The sequence below is a fragment of the Leifsonia sp. PARNA 1/14 genome (genome assembly GCF_055720965.1).
The window spans coordinates 404,766-419,195 of the sequence record NZ_JBVQSP010000003.1 but is presented as its reverse complement, the minus strand read 5'-3'; the positions used below and the strand labels follow the sequence as shown (position 1 = coordinate 419,195).

At 69.9% G+C, this 14,430-nt stretch carries 13 protein-coding genes; 7 read left to right on the top strand and 6 right to left on the bottom strand.

The genetic code is table 11. The annotated features are described in order from the left end of the window. The 6 genes from AC0HS0_RS11545 to AC0HS0_RS11520 all read left to right on the top strand — a co-directional run. The coding region (locus tag AC0HS0_RS11545; protein WP_472964152.1) for a transporter at positions 1-1,366 on the top strand (1,366 nt) is incomplete at its 5' end. 42 nt (positions 1,367-1,408) lie between these two features. Next, positions 1,409-1,810: an SRPBCC family protein gene (locus tag AC0HS0_RS11540; RefSeq protein ID WP_472964151.1), complete on the top strand. Its 402-nt coding sequence runs from the start codon at positions 1,409-1,411 to the stop codon at positions 1,808-1,810. 9 nt (positions 1,811-1,819) lie between these two features. Beyond that, positions 1,820-2,377, top strand: a complete 558-nt coding sequence (locus tag AC0HS0_RS11535) for a dihydrofolate reductase family protein (RefSeq protein ID WP_472964150.1) — start codon at positions 1,820-1,822, stop codon at positions 2,375-2,377. Positions 2,378-2,588: 211 nt separating this feature from the next. Next, a complete protein-coding gene (locus AC0HS0_RS11530) occupies positions 2,589-4,319 on the top strand; it encodes an ABC transporter ATP-binding protein (RefSeq protein ID WP_472964149.1) in 1,731 nt (576 codons plus the stop codon). 1 nt (position 4,320) lies between these two features. Continuing rightward, positions 4,321-6,360, top strand: coding sequence for an ABC transporter ATP-binding protein (locus tag AC0HS0_RS11525; protein WP_472964148.1), 2,040 nt, complete (start codon positions 4,321-4,323; stop codon positions 6,358-6,360). 75 nt (positions 6,361-6,435) lie between these two features. Continuing rightward, positions 6,436-6,732, top strand: a complete 297-nt coding sequence (locus AC0HS0_RS11520; RefSeq protein ID WP_472964147.1) for a hypothetical protein — start codon at positions 6,436-6,438, stop codon at positions 6,730-6,732. Between the two features lie 235 nt (positions 6,733-6,967). Here AC0HS0_RS11520 and AC0HS0_RS11515 read toward each other — a convergent pair whose 3' ends face one another. Together AC0HS0_RS11515 and AC0HS0_RS11510 are read right to left on the bottom strand one after the other, a co-directional pair. Then, a complete protein-coding gene (locus AC0HS0_RS11515; RefSeq protein WP_472964146.1) occupies positions 6,968-7,249 on the bottom strand; it encodes a Fe-S cluster assembly protein HesB in 282 nt (93 codons plus the stop codon). A 139-nt stretch (positions 7,250-7,388) separates the two neighbouring features. Continuing rightward, complete coding sequence (locus AC0HS0_RS11510) at positions 7,389-7,931, bottom strand: type 1 glutamine amidotransferase domain-containing protein (protein WP_472964144.1); 543 nt, start codon at positions 7,929-7,931, stop codon at positions 7,389-7,391. A 55-nt stretch (positions 7,932-7,986) separates the two neighbouring features. Here AC0HS0_RS11510 and AC0HS0_RS11505 point away from each other — a divergent pair, with 55 nt between their 5' ends. Next, complete coding sequence (locus tag AC0HS0_RS11505; RefSeq protein ID WP_472964142.1) at positions 7,987-8,811, top strand: aldo/keto reductase; 825 nt, start codon at positions 7,987-7,989, stop codon at positions 8,809-8,811. A gap of 147 nt (positions 8,812-8,958) precedes the next feature. On the opposite strand, the gene AC0HS0_RS11500 is transcribed toward AC0HS0_RS11505, so the two are convergent. The 4 genes from AC0HS0_RS11500 to AC0HS0_RS11485 form a co-directional block, all read right to left on the bottom strand. After that, complete coding sequence (locus AC0HS0_RS11500; RefSeq protein WP_472964141.1) at positions 8,959-11,106, bottom strand: S9 family peptidase; 2,148 nt, start codon at positions 11,104-11,106, stop codon at positions 8,959-8,961. 57 nt (positions 11,107-11,163) lie between these two features. Next, positions 11,164-12,621 (bottom strand): FUSC family protein, encoded by a 1,458-nt coding sequence (locus tag AC0HS0_RS11495; protein WP_472964139.1) that lies wholly within the window; start codon positions 12,619-12,621, stop codon positions 11,164-11,166. A 113-nt stretch (positions 12,622-12,734) separates the two neighbouring features. Continuing rightward, complete coding sequence (locus tag AC0HS0_RS11490) at positions 12,735-13,691, bottom strand: ROK family protein (RefSeq protein WP_472964137.1); 957 nt, start codon at positions 13,689-13,691, stop codon at positions 12,735-12,737. After that, positions 13,688-14,425 carry a copper homeostasis protein CutC gene (locus AC0HS0_RS11485; RefSeq protein WP_472964135.1) on the bottom strand — a complete coding sequence of 246 codons (738 nt, stop codon included), beginning with the start codon at positions 14,423-14,425 and terminating at the stop codon, positions 13,688-13,690. Before AC0HS0_RS11485 ends, AC0HS0_RS11490 begins: the two co-directional genes overlap by 4 nt. Positions 14,426-14,430: the final 5 nt, after the last annotated feature.

Below are 14,430 nucleotides of genomic sequence, written 5' to 3'. Positions count from 1 at the left end.
GGTCTGGGCGATCCTGCCGCTGCTGCTGTCGGGCATCGAGCAGACGCTCGACCCCGCTCGGCTCGCGGTCTACCCCATCCCGCTGCGCCCGCTGATGCTCGGGATGCTGCTGAGCGCTGTCGTCGGGGTCGCCGGGGCGGCGACGACGCTCGCCTCGCTCGCCACGGCGCTCTCCTGGCTGCGGCTCCCCGGCGTCGCGCTCGTCGCGCTCGTGACCGGCGCGCTCGGAGCCGCCACCTGCATCGTCGTCTCGCGCGCGGTCACCTCCGTGTCGAGCGGACTCTCGGGAGGCCGACGGTTCCGGGAGGCCAGCGGCCTGCTGGTGCTCATCCCGCTGATCCTGGCCGGCCCGATCATCATCGGCATCACGCGCGGCCTCCGCTCGTCGTCGGACGCCCTGCCCGCCATCGCAGACGGCCTGTCGTGGTCGCCGCTCGGAGCGGTGTGGTCCGTGCCCTCGCAGCTCGCGCTCGGCGATCCGCTGGGCGCATCGGCGCGCCTCCTGATCGCCGTGGCCACCTTCGTGGTGCTGTGGCTGGTGTGGCGGTGGGGCCTGGCGCGTTCGCTGGTGACGCCGGCGCGCGCCTCCTCACGCGTGCGGGCGAAGGGCAAGCTCGGCTGGTTCGGTGTCTTCCCCGGCACCCGGTGGGGAGCGATCGCCGCACGATGCCTGACGTACTGGTTCCGCGATCCGCGCTACCTGCGCCAGCTGCTCGTGATCCCGCTCATGCCGGTGCTGTTCTGGTTCTACTCGAGCATCAACCACGCGGGCGGCCTTCTCGTGATCGGTGCACCCGTCGTCGCGTTCTCGCTCGGCATCGGGATGATCGCCGACGTCTCGTACGACTCGACCGCATTCACCCTGCACGTCGCCAAGGCCGTGCCCGGCCGAGCGGACCGCTGGGGACGGGCGGCGGCGATGCTCTCGTTCGCGGTGCCCGCGGTCGTCCTCATCGCTCTGTTCGCCGCCGCGATCGGCGACGACTGGCACATCCTCCCGGGCCTGCTGGGGCTCTCCCTCGGGATTCTGCTGACCGGAGCGGCGGTGTGCGCCGTCACGTCGGCGCGGCTCGTGTTCCCCGTGCCGGAGCCCGGCGACAACCCGTTCCGTTCCCGCCCGGGTGCGAACATCTCTTTGATCGGGCCGACCTTCGCCGCCTGGGGTGTGATCGCGGTGCTCTGCCTGCCGGAGATCGCGCTGTTGGTGGTCGCGCTCGTCACGGGCGATGCGATCTGGGGATGGGCCGGCCTGCTGGTCGGCGTCGTTCTCGGTGGTGTGCTGGTCGGTGTCGGCGCCCGGATCGGAGGCAGCATCCTCGACGCCCGCGCGCCGGAACTGCTGCTGCAGCTGCGCAAGGACGCCTGAGCCAACCTGGATCTTCCGGGTGGTCGGCCCGAAGATGGAGGCATGGCAAACCTCACCGTCGAGCGTGCCGTCGCCGCTCCACCCCTGATCGTCTGGCACTCGTTCACCGACCCCGGCGCTCTCGCGTCGTGGTTCTGGCCGGCCCGGCTGGAGGCCGAGGCGCGGGTGGAGGCGGTGCCGGGGGGCGAGCTCCGCATCCGCTCGGAGGTGGCCGACCTCGGCGTCACCGGCCGCGTGTCGGAGGTCGACGAGGGACGGCTGCTGGCGACCTCCTGGCGCTGGGACGGCGAAGACCACGAGACCGCTGTGACGATAGAGCTCGTCCCCGACGGCGAGGGGACCCGCGTCGTCGTCACCCAGGATGGACTCCCCGATGAGCGCGCCCTGGAGGAGCACGCGACGGGGTGGAACGACTGTCTCGACCGCCTGGCGGCGACCGCATAAGCTGACCGCATGGGCAGCATCGCAGTGCACGAGTTCGTCTCTCTCGACGGCGTCTTCGAAGATCCGAGCTGGACGATGGAATACGGGTTCGATGCCGAGATGGGCGACGACCTGGCGCGCATCATGGGCGCGTCCGATGCGATCCTGCTCGGGAGGCACACGTTCGAGATGTTCGCGCCGGCGTGGTCGACGCGAACGGCCGCCGACGACCCAGGGGCGCCGTTCTTCAACGACACCGAGAAGATCGTCGTCTCCTCGACGCTCGACGACGCTGCGGCGCAGGCCACCTGGGCGAACTCGCGGTCGCTCGGCGGCTATGACGCCGAGCGCGTGCGGGAGGTGAAACAGGGCATGAGCGGCGGGCTCTACGTCAGCGGCAGCGGGTCGCTCGTGCGGGCGCTGCTCGCGGACGGGCTCGTGGACGCCCTCCATCTGTTCGTCTACCCCGTCGTGCGCGGTTCCGGCGCTCGGCTCTTCCCCGACGGCACCCCGGAATCCCGGCTCCGGCTGCGTCAGTACGACGCATACGCGAACGGAGTCCTCCACGTGCTGTACTCGCCCGCCTGATCTCCACAGTTTCCGATTGCGGTCACGTTGTGACCGTTGTGCCGCCTAGCGTTGTTCCTATCGGGTGGCCGTCGCCTCGACAGAAGCGAATGTCCGTCGTCCGCGCTACCGTTAGGTGCTGTACGGGGGTTTCGCTCAGCGCCGAGTCGGTCGGGGTCGATTGACGGCGCGCCCGTCCCACAATTCCACCAGAAACGAACCAGGGATCATCGTGACTCTTCTTCGATTGGCGCTGCGGTACATCCGCCCCTACTGGGGTGCTGTCGCTGCGGTCGTCGTCCTGCAGCTCATCGCCACCATCGCGGCGCTGTACCTGCCGACATTGAACGCCCAGATCATCGACAAGGGCGTCGTCACCGGCGACACCGACTTCATCTGGCGCACTGGCGGCATGATGCTGATCGTCTGCTTCGTGCAGGTCGCCGCGGCCATCACGGCGACGTACTTCGGCGCGCGGGCCTCCATGTCCCTGGGCCGCGACGTCCGCCGCTCGTTCTACCGCAAGGTCGACTCGCTTCCCGCCCTCGACCTCGCGCGCTGGGGCATGCCGACGCTGATCACGCGCAACACCAACGACGTGCAGCAGGTGCAGATGCTCGTGCTGATGACGCTCAACTTCATGGTGTCCACGCCGATCATGTGCATCGCCGGCATCATCCTGGCCGTGCAGGTCGACGCTGCGTTGTCGTGGCTCATCTGGGTCTCGGTCGCCGTGCTGTTCGTCGTGGTCGGCATCCTGGTCTGGCTGCTGCTGCCGATGTTCCGCGTGATGCAAGACCGCATCGACGGCGTGAACGGGGTCATCCGCGAGCAGATCGTCGGCATCCGCGTCATCCGCGCGTTCGTGCGCGAGCGCTTCGAGACCGCGCGCTACGACGACGCGAACGCCGCGCTCACCCGCATCTCTGTCAAGGTCGGCAACGTCTTCGTGCTGATGTTCCCGCTGATCATGCTCATCCTGAACGCCGCCACCGTCGCGGTGCTCTGGTTCGGCGGCCAGCGGGTCGACGCGGGCGACATCCAGATCGGCGCCCTCACCGCCTTCCTGCAGTACCTGCTGCAGATCCTGGTCGCGGTCATGATGGGCGTGTTCATGGCCATGATGATCCCGCGCGCGATGGTCTGCGCCGAGCGCATCGACGAGGTGCTCAGCGCAACGCCGTCGACGGGAGGCGCCGAGGGGCGCGGGTCCGTCCCGTCCGACGGCCGCGTCGAGGTCGCCGGTGTGACCTTCGGGTATCCGGGAGCAGAGAAGCCGGTGCTGAACGACGTGACCTTCACGGCGGAGCCGGGTCGCGTGACCGCGATCGTCGGGTCGACCGGTTCGGGCAAGTCGACGCTGGTCTCGGTGATCGCCGACTTGTTCACTCCGCAGAGCGGGCACGTGCGCATCGGCGGCGTCCCCGTCGACTCGCTGAGCCGCGAGCAGCTCTCCGGAGTGCTCGGCCTGGTGCCGCAGAAGCCCTACCTGTTCTCGGGAACCGTGGCGACCAACCTCCGCTTCGGCCGGCCGTCGGCCACCGACGGCGAGCTGTGGGAGGCGTTGCGCGTCGCCCAGGCGGAGGACTTCGTGCGGGCCAAAGAGCATGGCCTCGACGAGCGCATCGCGCAGGGAGGCACCAACGTCTCCGGAGGTCAGCGTCAGCGCCTCTGCATCGCCCGCGCGCTGGTGGCGCAGCCCAAAGTCCTGCTGTTCGACGACTCGTTCTCGGCGCTCGACGTCGCGACCGACGCCCGCCTGCGGGAGGCCCTGGCAGAGTCCACGAGCGACGCCACGGTGATCGTCGTAGCGCAGCGCGTGTCGACGATTCGCGAGGCCGACCAGATCATCGTGCTCGACGACGGACGAGTCGTCGGCCGCGGTACCCACGACGAATTGCTGGAGACGAGCGAGACGTATCGCGAGATCGTCGAGTCGCAGCTGAGCCTGGAGGTGGCCTGAGATGGCGCGCCCGAAGAACGACACCGCGAAGAACCGCCGCGGCCGCAAGACGGAGGCCCGCGAGGGCGTGCTCACCGAGGCCGGCGTCGAAACCGCGATCGAAGAGCTCGAGCTCGAATACGAGTACGAGCCGACGGAGTCCGACGGCGACATGTTCGGGGGCACCCCGGCCAAGAAGGCGGAGCACTTCTGGCCGTCCTTCAAGCGCCTCCTCGGCCTCCTGAGACCCGAATGGGTCGGGATGACATTCGTGACTCTGCTCGTCGTCGTCTCGGTGGCGCTCATCGTGATCGCGCCGAAGGTGCTCGGCAACGCCACCGACGTCATTTTCCAGGGAGCGGTCGGCACGATCACCCCGAACGGGCTGGTGCCCGGGCACGGGATCGACTTCATCGAGCTCGGCCGCCTGCTGACGATCGTGCTGGCGATGTACATCGCGGCCTCGCTGCTGCAGTGGTACCAGGGGTACATCCTCAACGCACTCGTGATGCGGGTGGTCTACCGGTTGCGTGCTGACGTCGAGACCAAGCTCAACCGGCTGCCGCTCAGCTACTTCGATACGCGGCAGCGCGGCGATCTGATGTCGCGTGTGACCAACGACGTCGACAACATCCAGACGGCGCTGCAGCAGGCGTTCTCGCAGCTCATCCAATCGGTGCTGACCGTCATCGGCATCGGCATCATGATGTTCATCGTCTCGTGGCAGCTCGCGCTCATCGCCCTGATCTCCATCCCGCTCTCCGGCATCATCGCCGGTGTGATCGGCACCCGTTCGCAGAAGTTGTTCAAGCAGCAGTGGAGCTCGACGGGCGCGCTCAACGGGCACATCGAGGAGTCGTACTCGGGCCTCGACCTGGTGCGCGCCTTCGGTCGCGACGCGGTCATGCTCGACGAGTTCGACTCACGCAACGACAAGCTGTGGAGGTCGACGGTCGGCGCTCAATTCGTTTCCGGCATGATCATGCCGGCGATGAACTTCGTCTCCTACCTCTCGTACGTGCTCATCGCCGTCGTCGGCGGCCTCCGCGTGGCCTCCGGGCAGATGACGATCGGCGACGCGACGGCGTTCATCCAGTACTCGCGCGAGTTCTCGCAGCCGATCGGCCAGATCGCGGGCATGGCCAACATGCTCCAGTCCGGCGTGGCATCGGCCGAGCGCACGTTCGAGTTCCTCGACGCGGAGGAGCAGTCGCCCGATGTCGAGACGCAGCACCTGCCGGCGCGCGCCGACGGCCGGGTCGAGCTCGACGGCGTCGACTTCTCGTACGACCCCGAGACGGAGCTGATCCGCGATCTGTCGCTGTCGGTCGAGCCGGGTCACACGGTCGCCATCGTCGGGCCCACCGGCGCGGGAAAGACCACGCTGGTCAACCTCATCATGCGGTTCTACGAGCTGAACGGCGGCACGATCCGCCTCGACGGCATCGACACCACCGATCTCTCGCGCGCGGAGCTACGCGGACAGGTCGGCATGGTCCTTCAAGACGCCTGGTTGTTCTCGGGCACCATCCGCGAGAACATCCGCTACGGCCGGCTCGATGCGACCGACGAAGAGGTGATCGAGGCCGCCAAGGCGACCATGGTCGACCGCTTCGTCCGGCAGCTGCCCGACGGCTACGACACGAAGATCGAAGCCGATGGCAGCAATGTCTCGGCCGGCGAGCGACAGCTGCTGACGATCGCGCGGGCGTTCATCGCCAACCCGTCGCTGCTCATCCTCGACGAGGCGACGTCGTCGGTCGACACCCGCACCGAGCTGCTGGTGCAGCACGCGATGGCGGCGTTGCGCAGCGATCGCACATCGTTCGTGATCGCGCACCGGCTGTCCACGATCCGCGATGCGCACACGATCCTCGTCATGGAGCACGGCCGCATCGTCGAGCAGGGCGACCACGCCACGCTCCTCGCGAAGAAGGGCGCGTACTACGACCTCTATATGACGCAGTTCCGTGGGGCGGCAGTGGAGGGCGACGAGAGCCACGAGGCGAGCGCGGCGCCTACCTCCCAGGATGCTGGCGAGACCGAGGTCGCCAACGCCTGAGCGGCCCCGATACACCTTTTAGCTCGATAAGTGAACGAGTTGCGCGCTCGCGGGGACCGGTCGTAAAACGTCTACGTGACGATCGATCCCCGCGCAGCGCTCCCTCCCGGCCCTCAATACGAGTACGGAGGCCATTCGGTCTGGATCGTGCCGGAGCCCGACTCCGTGACCCGGTGGCGTGTGTTCGAAGACGACGGCTACTTCGGAGTCATCGCGACCGCCGACCCGGTGAAGGGCGAGCCGGAGGTCCACTTCGCCGTGCACTTCCCCGACGAGGAGGACATCCCTCCCACGAAGATCGTGCCGCTGTGGACGACCGCCGTCGAGTTTCTGCTGGATGCCGGCGAGCCGCAACGACCTCCGGTCACCTGAGATCCCCGGCTGAGATCCCCGGCTGGCATCCCCGGCACAGCCGAGGAGTGCGGGCGGTCGATCGATTCGGGGTTGAGGGACCGCCCGCACGCCATCCATCAGAGCATCGCTCCGTTGCCAGGTCGACGCGATTGACAACCCCGAGCGTCGGTGCGCGTGAACCGAGCTGTCCACCGCGCACAACTCGGCCCCGACGCTTCAAAAAGCACCGGGGCCGAGTCGGATGGGCGTCGCGCTAGGCGAGCGCGCCGATGGCGAAGCTTACGGCGCTCTGGTCGTCCACCTGGGCGTCGAGCACCTTGTCGTCGAGGGCGACAGCAGCGCCGCGCTCGAGGAACAGTCGCGCACCACCGGACTCGACCACCTCATCGGCGGGCTCCGGCGTCGGCGTCACGGCCGCCGCGAAAGCGGTGTTCTGCGGGTTGCTACTGCTGATCCGCAGGCCGGCGTCGTCCTCCGGCGCCTGATCGGTGAGGGTCTTGACGATCGTGCTGGCGTTCTCGGTCAGGGTGAGCACGGGCTCTCCTTTCGTTGGTTCCTCCAGGAGTGGCCCACGTTCCCGCGGCCTCCACGATCCCGCAACCCCGTCGTCCGCCATTGCCAGGAAACGTCCACGTGGGAGGGAGGCGGAGGCCAGGTACGGCCCCGTGGCCCGATCACTGCAAAGCGGCGAGCAATTCGCGGTTGAATGCGGGCAGGTCGTCGGGCTTGCGCGACGACACCAGGGTGAACGGGCCGGAATCGACCACGAACTCCCGATCCACCCAGGTCGCGCCGGCGTTCCGGTAGTCCGTCTGGAGGCTCGGCCAGCTGGTCAGTGTGCGGCCGTCCACGACACCCGCCTCGATGAGCACCCAGCCACCATGGCAGATGACCGCGATCGGTTTTCCGGCTTCGGCGAAGCCTTTCACCAACTCCACCGCGGCCGGGAACGTGCGCACCTGATCGCCATTGGCGACGCCGCCCGGCAGCACGAGCATGTCGAAGTTCTCGGCCGCTGCGTCATCCAGCGTGAGGTCGACCGGGAACTCGTCGGCCGGTGTCAGATGGTTGAAGGCGCGAACCGTGCCGGCCTCCTTCGAGATCAGTTTCGCCGTCGCGCCGGCCTCGGTCACCGCCTTCCAGGGCTCGGCGAGCTCCGCCTGTTCGATGCCCTCCGGTCCGACCAGGAACGCGACGCGCTTGTCGTCGTAGCTCATGGGTTCTCCTTTCGTCACCTCCACCGGTACGCCGAACCCGGGGCAGAATGAACCCATGGCGAACATCCCCCAGATCGTGCTCAACGACGGCTCGGCGATCCCTCAGCTCGGGTTCGGCGTCTACAAGATCCCGGAGGATGAGACCGTCGACGCTGTGCTCACAGCCCTCGAAGCCGGTTACCGCCACATCGACACCGCCGCGTTCTACGAGAACGAGCGCGCCGTCGGCGAGGCCGTGCGGCGCAGCGGTCTCGACCGCGACGAGGTCTACGTGACGACGAAGGTGTGGTGGACCGAGAACGGGTACGACTCCACGCTGCGCTCGTTCGACGCGAGCCTCGAGCGGCTGGGATTCGAGACGGTCGACCTGTTCTTCATCCACTGGCCGGCGCCCGCGCATGATCGGTTCGTCGACTCCTGGCGTGCGCTCGAGCGGATGCAGGAGGAGGGGCGCGTGCGGTCGATCGGCGTCGCGAACTTCCACATCCACCACCTGCAGCGCCTCAACGCCGAGACGTCGACCGTCCCGGCGGTCAACCAGGTGGAGCTGCACCCGTGGCTGCCGCAGGAGGAGGTCCGCGCCTATGACGCGGCGCAGGGGATCGTGACGGAGGCGTGGTCGCCGCTCGCGCGCGGCCGCGTGCTCGACGACCCGGTGCTCGCCGGGCTGGCCGCCAAGCATGGCGTCACGCCGGCGCAGGTCGTGATCCGCTGGCAGCTGCAGCTCGGCAACGTGGTCATCCCCAAGTCGTCGACCCCCGAGCGCATCCGGCAGAACCTGGAGGTCTTCGACTTCGAGCTCGACGCCGACGATGTCGCGGCCATCGCCTCCCTCGAGTCGGGCGAGCGCACCGGCAAAGACCCCGACGACTTCCACTGACTCCTGCCTCCAACGGAGGGCTCGCGCCCCGGACCACGCCCGAAACGCAGCGAACGGAGGACGTCCGGCCCCGAACGGCCCGCAACTCCTCCGCAAGCCGCTCGAGCCCGGCGCGCCGGTCCCGATCTCCTCCGTTACCGGCGGCGGCTACTCGCCCGTCGGGTGCGCCCCCACGACGTCGAGCAGCCAGGCGAGCGAGAAGGCGCGCTCGCGCCACGCCGCGTAGCGCCCGGAGACGCCGCCGTGGCCGGCGGCCATCTCGGTCTTGAGCAGCGCGTCAGCGCCGACCTCCCGCAGCTTCGCGATCCACTTGGCCGGCTCGACGTAGAGCACGCGCGTGTCGTTGAGGCTGGTGACGGCCAGGATGCGCGGGTACGCAGTGTGGTGGATGTTCTCGACCGGCGCGTACGACTTCATGTAGTAATACACGTCCTCGTCGTGGAGGGGGTCGCCCCACTCGTCCCACTCGATCACCGTCAGTGGGAGCGACGGGTCGAGGATCGTCGTCAACGGGTCGACGAACGGCACCTCGGCGAGCACGCCGGCGAACAGTCGCGGAGCGAGGTTCGCGACCGCTCCCATGAGGAGGCCGCCGGCGCTGCCGCCCTGCGCGGCCAGCCGTGAGGGCGTCGTCCAGCCCTGGTCGACGAGGTGCTTCGCCGCCGCCACGAAGTCGGTGAAGGTGTTCTTCTTGTGCAGCTTCTTGCCGTGCTCGTACCAGAGCCTTCCGAGCTCGCCGCCACCGCGCACGTGCGCGATCGCGAACACGACCCCGCGGTCGAGGAGGCTGAGCCGGGGGATGCCGAACGACGGGTCCATACTCGCCTCGTACGACCCGTAGCCGTAGAGCACGAGCGGCGCGGGTTCGCCGGGGGTCACGAGGTCGCTGCGGTAGACGAGGGAGATCGGGATGCGGGTGCCGTCGTCGGCGGTGGCCCACTCCCTGCGCTGCTCGAACAGTTCCGGCTCGAACTCGCCGAGCACCGGTTGCTGCTTGCGCAGGGTGAGCTCACGCGTGCGCACGTCGTAGTCGTACACGCTCGACGGCGTGACGAAGCTGCCGTAGCCGAGCCGCAGGAACGGCTGGGTCCATTCCGGGTTGCCGCCGGCGCCCACCGTGAAGAGCTCCTCGTCGAAGTGCAGCTCGTGGAGGGTGTCGTCGGGCTCGTCGGCGCCACCGTCGCCCTGCTGAGGCAGGCAGGCGACGGCGAGCCGGGTCATGCCCTCGCGGCGGTACTCGAGCGCGACGAAGTCGCGGAACGCGTCCACGCCCTCGATGCGCACCGCCGGGTTGTGCGCGAGCAGCGTGCGTCGGGGGCCCTGCGGGTCGTCGGCGGCGACGCTGACGAGCTCGAAGTTGACGGCGTCGTCGTTGTGCACGATGAGCAGCCGGTCACGGCCTCCCGCGACCGCGTGCTCCACGTCGTACTCGACACCCTCTTTGCGCGGCCAGACCACGGCGAACTCACCCGTCGGGTCGCTCGCGTCGAGCAGCCAGCTCTCGCTGGTGATGTTGGAGCCGACCTCCACGATCAGGAATCGACGGCTGCGGGTGAGGCCCGCCCCGATCCAGTACCGCTCGTCGGGCTCGTGGAAGACCTGGACGTCGGTCTCGCCGTCGGGGCCCTGGCCCACCCGGTGGCGCCAGACGGTGTCTGGCCGCCAGGCGTCATCGACGGTCGTGTAGAAGATGTACTCGCCGCTGGGGTCGAAGAAGGCGCCGGCGCCGGTGCCGGTGATCTCGTCGGCGAAGGTCGCGCCGTCGCCCGCGAGCGAGCGCACCCGGATCGTGTACCGCTCGTCGCCCTCCACATCGACCGCGAACAGCAGTCGGGTGCCGTCGGCGCTGACGTCGAAGCTGCCGAGGGCGTAGAAATCGTGCCCTTCGGACTCTGCGTTGTCGTCGAGCAGGATCTGCTCACCCGGGAGACCATGCTGCTGGGCGGCCTCGTCGAGCGCAGGCGGGTCCCAGTCGTCGGGCCCGTCGATCGGGGCGCGGCAGTGGATGCCGTACTGCCGCCCTTCCACGGTGCGCGTGTAGTACCACCAGTCGCCTTCTCGGGTGGGGACGCTCAGATCGGTCTCGCGGGTGCGGTTCTTGATCTCGTCGAAGATCTGCTCGCGCAGCACGCCGAGCTTCTCGGTGCGGGCGTTGGTGTAAGCGTTCTCCTCGTGGAGGTGCGCGATGACCGCAGGATCGTCCTTGTCGCGCAGCCACTCGTAGTCGTCGGTGACGACGTCGCCGTGGTGGCTGCGCTCTGTCGGCTTCTTGGCGGTGATCGGCGGCGTGAGCATGCCCTCAGGCTATCGAACCGCACCGACCGTGGCGTCGCGCCAGGGCTCGGACCCGGGTCACGCGTCGAGGGCGCCGGCGACGGTGAGCAGCGACGAATGGAGGTGCTCCAGGTCCGCCGGGGCGCCGAGGCTCCGGCGTGCCTGCCCGATCGCCTCGCGCAGGCGCGATCGCGCATCGGGATCGGCCTTCCGCCGCGACCCGAATCGGGTGTCGAGGGCGGGGCCGAGCGCCACCGCGGCCTCGATGCAGTCGATCGGCTGCACGTTGTCGCCACCACCGAGCATCCGACGGGCGCGATGGGCGGGCGCCAGCTCCTCCACGCGTGCGAGCGCCGAGTGGAAGGCGGCGATGCGGGTCGGCCGTTCGTCCCCGTCTTCGCCGTCCGGCGCGAGGGCGGCCGTGAGGGCGACGAGCATCTCCGACAACCGCCGGCGGAGCACGTCCGTCGAGCGGACCGGGAGGACGAACCACGCCGACGCGACGCCCAGAACGGCGCCGACGACGATGGCCGCCATCCGCTCGCCGAGCATGCCGGCCTCCCCGGCGAGACCGCCCGGCCCGAGCAACGGGGAGACTCCGAACAGCTCCTGCAGGAGGGTGAGAACGAGGGTGACCGTGAGTGCCCAGTAGGCGTAGCTGTACGCGCGCAGCCAGGTGCCGACGAAGAGCGCCGCGAAGATGACGACGACGGCGGCGAATCCGCTGGCGGTCGGGACGGCGAGCGCCATCCCGACGGCGGCGACCGACCCGCCGAGCGCTCCGACGACGCGCAGCACACTCTTGTGGAGGACGTCCCCGCGGCCGCGATTGCCCGCGTTCACGATGTAGGCGGTGAGGACCACCCAGACGGCGTGCGCGGGGAACACCAGCCAGCCGACGACGAACGCGGCCGAGAGCGCGATGGCGAGCTGGAGCGCCATCCGGGTGCTCGCGGGGAGGCGTCTGCGTCCCTGTTGCGGAGGCGCCGATTTCACGATCGCGGGAACGGGAGCAGCGGCCACACCCCGATGCACAGGGGTTGCCCGCACCAGCACGAGCACCTCGCGAGCCAGAGCCACCCAGAGAACAGCCACCGCACCGCTGATCAGCGCGAGCAGTGCCGACGCCCAGACCGGCACGTGGGCCGCCGGAGCGACGGGGACGACGAGCATCGCCGTGAGCGGCAACGCGACCAGGGCGCCGAGCCGGGCCGCCCGCGGCCCGAACCGCCGCAGCCACACCGGCACGCTCATCCCGGCGACGAACACGATCGCGCCGACGACGGGCACCGTCGTGAGGAGCCAGCCGACCCCTGCAGCGGCCACGCCGATGACGGGCAGCAGCAGCGCCGACCGCGCGAACTCGGCGCGCCCGGCGAACTCGCGACGACCGAGGGCGAGCGCGACGACCGTGGCGAGCACCGCGGAGGCCCCTCCCGCACCGAACACCGAGGAGAGCAACCAGACGGTGGCGCACGCGCCGGCTGCGGCGGCCGTGGTGACGAGCGCTGCGAGGCCCGTGCGGAGGTGCGTCACCCTGCCATCCTGCACCTCCCGCGCGCCCACAGTCCGCGAGAACGGGTCGGGAGATTTGCGGCAAATGGTGCGATCGAGGCGCTGCATCACCGCATTTGCCGCAAATGTCGGGCTTAGTGAGCCGCCCCGAAGGCGAGGAGGCCCGCGCCGGCGCGTCCCGCGTCGCCGCCGAGCCCGCTGCGCACGATCGAGGGGCGATCCCGCCACGCGAGCCCCGCCGACACCGCACGCTCGAGCGGCTCGAAGAGCGCGTCGCCCGCGTGCGAGACGCCGCCGCCGAGCACGAGCACCCGCGGGTCGAGGAGGAGCGTGAGGATGGTCAGGCCCTGCGCGAGCACCTCCACCGCTTCACCCCAGATGCGGTCGGCCAGGGGATCCTCGCCGAGTCGCGCGACGATCCGGCGGGTGCTCAGCGGCTCGCCACCGGCCTCCCGGTAGCGGCGGGCCACGCCGGCTCCCGACATGTAGACCTCCAGGCAGCCGCGCTGGCCGCACGTGCAGGGCTCGCCGCCGGGCACGACGGGGATGTGGCCGAATTCGCCGGCCGCGCCTGTCGCGCCGGTGATCGTTCCGCCGGCCGTCACGAGGGCGGCGGCGACGCCGGTGCCGATCGGCACGAGGACGAAGTCGTCCGATCCGCGGGCCGCGCCGAAGGTGCGCTCGGCGAGACCGGCGGCGCGCACGTCGTGGCCGACCGCGACCGGGAGGCGGAGCGCACTCCGGAGGATGTCCAACAGCGGCACGTCGCGCCAGTCGAGGTTGGAGGCGTAGTGCACGATACCGCGGTGCTCGTCGAGCATCCCCGGGGTCGCGACTCCGGCCCCGACGACGTCGCCGTCGGCGATGCGCGCGGTCTCGCGGAGGTCCTGGAAAAGGGCGACGAGGGCGTCGAGGATGTCCGTGCTCGGCGTCGGACGGGTCAGCTCGGCGACGACACCGCCGCCTTCGGCGACGACCGCGCCCTTCATGGCGGTGCCGCCGAGGTCGACGGCCAGCACCACGGGTGATCCTGCGACGTCGACCGTGGCGCCGCCGACGGGCGATTCCGCGAGACCCGACCCGGCGCTCACGCGGCCGCCTCCTGAACCGCCTCGACCACCTCGGCCACGAGGGCCCCGGAGGTCGTGTCCCGCGAGCCGGAATCGTAGACGCTGCCAGACACAGCGGCACTGGGCGTGCTCACCGCCGCGCGCAGATGTACCTCGCGCACGCCGGTCTCGCGTACGAGCGCCGCCACGTTCGCGGGTCGCACGCCGCCGCCGGCCAGCACCACGATCCGCTCCCCGGCCTGGGCGACGAGCGAAGCCAGCTCCGCCGTCCCCTCGACTGCGGTCGCCGCGCCGCCGGAGGTCAGCACACGCGCGACCCCCAGCGACACCAGCGTCTCGAGCGCGGCCGAGGGGTCGGGGGTCTGGTCGAAAGCTTTGTGGAACGTCACCGGTGCATCCATGCAGGCGGTGACCAGCGCCTGGGTCGCCGCGACGTCCACGGTCCCGTCGGGCGACAATGCGCCGACGACGAACCCGAGGGGCACGCCGCGAGGGTTGGGCAGGGCACGCACCGCGTGGATGTCGGCCACCATCGCGGCGAGCTCATCCGCGTCGAACACGAAGTCACCGGGCCGCTGGCGCACGAGCACGTTCGCGCCCATCGTCGTGGCGATCCCGAGCGCGGCGCCGACCGTCCCGATGGACGGCGTCAGGCCTCCGTCTCCGAGCGCGGAGCAGAGCTCGATGCGGTCGGCCCCAGCCTCCTCCGCCGCCCGCACCCCGGCGAGGTCGTCGAGGCAGATCTCGACCGTCACGCGAC

Coding starts and splice junctions, on each gene's coding strand:
- AC0HS0_RS11540 (WP_472964151.1), top strand. CDS start 1,409: ATGGCAAACCTCACCGTCGAGCGTGCCGTCGCCGCTCCACCCCTGATC.
- AC0HS0_RS11510 (WP_472964144.1), bottom strand. CDS start 7,931: ATGAGCTACGACGACAAGCGCGTCGCGTTCCTGGTCGGACCGGAGGGC.
- AC0HS0_RS11535 (WP_472964150.1), top strand. CDS start 1,820: ATGGGCAGCATCGCAGTGCACGAGTTCGTCTCTCTCGACGGCGTCTTC.
- AC0HS0_RS11500 (WP_472964141.1), bottom strand. CDS start 11,106: ATGCTCACGCCGCCGATCACCGCCAAGAAGCCGACAGAGCGCAGCCAC.
- AC0HS0_RS11505 (WP_472964142.1), top strand. CDS start 7,987: ATGGCGAACATCCCCCAGATCGTGCTCAACGACGGCTCGGCGATCCCT.
- AC0HS0_RS11525 (WP_472964148.1), top strand. CDS start 4,321: ATGGCGCGCCCGAAGAACGACACCGCGAAGAACCGCCGCGGCCGCAAG.